This window comes from Ligilactobacillus sp. (genome assembly GCF_036846325.1).
In the GTDB taxonomy this organism is placed as follows: domain Bacteria; phylum Bacillota; class Bacilli; order Lactobacillales; family Lactobacillaceae; genus Ligilactobacillus.
Window position 1 is genome coordinate 1 of record NZ_DAIUCE010000208.1, and the last position, 1146, is coordinate 1146.

The 1146-nt window shown below is 51.4% G+C and carries 1 protein-coding gene; it reads left to right on the top strand.

What is annotated here, in order from left to right:
- Nucleotides 1-103 precede the first annotated feature (103 nt).
- Nucleotides 104-973, top strand: coding sequence for a DegV family protein (locus tag V7Z60_RS10240; RefSeq protein WP_334117698.1), 870 nt, complete (start codon nucleotides 104-106; stop codon nucleotides 971-973).
- The last annotated feature ends 173 nt before the right edge of the window (nucleotides 974-1146 follow it).

The following is a 1146-nucleotide window of genomic DNA, read 5'->3' on the forward strand; positions in this document are numbered from 1 at the left end:
TTTGTCCTGAGCGGCATCCTCGGTCCCGCTGCGGCGTTTCTCGGCTGGTATCTGGCCGGTTTGTGTTAGAATGGAAGTATCATAAAAGTGAAAGGTGTTTAAAATGAAGATTGCTGTTTTAACGGACAGTTCTGCGGCACTGACGCCGACTGAAACCGCCGCGTTGCATGTGGCGACTCTGCATTTGCCAATGACGCTGGGAAATGCAGAGTATCGCGAGAGCCTCGATGCTTCTGATGAAACGATCATCCGCCGTGCCAGATTGTCCAGTGACATTCTGAGCCTGGGGCAGAATTCCCTGCAGGAAATCGGCGACATCCTGCACAGTCTTGGCGAACAGGGATACGAAGCATGCGTTGCCATCCACATTTCAAGCGGGATTTCCGGTCTTGGCGGCAACCTTGTCACATACTCTCACATGCGCGAATGCCCGATTCCGCTTTACGTGTTTGACTCGCGTGCCACCGGGATTCCTCAAAAGCATCAGGTCCTGCTTGCATGCGCGCTTGCCGGTGCGGGATATTCTCCGGAAGACATCTTGAGCAAGCTGGCCGTTTTCCGGAAATCCCAGCAGACGTACCTGTTCGTAAATGACGTGCATACTCTGCTTAAGACGGGGCACATCTCAAACCATCTTCCAGGCGTCGTTCCGGTCAAGACATTGCTGCGCTTCAATGAGGACGGCCGGCTTGAGCTTGAAGGAAAGGTTCTGCTGATGAAGAATACCTATGAGGATCTTGCTGAAAAGCTCGAATTTCAGTTGCGCCTGATGGGCAGCGATTTTTCCTTCAGCATGATGTACGATGAAACGGCCGCTTCTGACTGGAGCGTCATTGACGAAAAACTGCGTGCCGATTTTCCGCGCCTTCATATCGAGCGCATGCCGATGAAGCCGTCGCTCTGGTCATATGCGGGGCAGAAGAGCGCGCTGCTTTCGTTTGAGCAAAACTGGAAACTGTATATTGAAAAATGATGAGAAGAGACTTGGAGAAAACTCTGTCTCGAACAAAAGCTTCGGATGATTCGCAAATAGTTGCAAATCATCCGGGCTTTTGTGTATACAGGATAATTCTTCATCGAAGTCTGGAATTTACGGGCTCATGAGCGTTCGGCTCCACACCTTGTCTTAATCGGGTTCCGCCTCAC

What these genes read in the sequence shown, in the direction of transcription:
- V7Z60_RS10240 (WP_334117698.1), top strand. Translation starts at nt 104, where the DNA reads ATGAAGATTGCTGTTTTAACGGACAGTTCTGCGGCACTGACGCCGACT.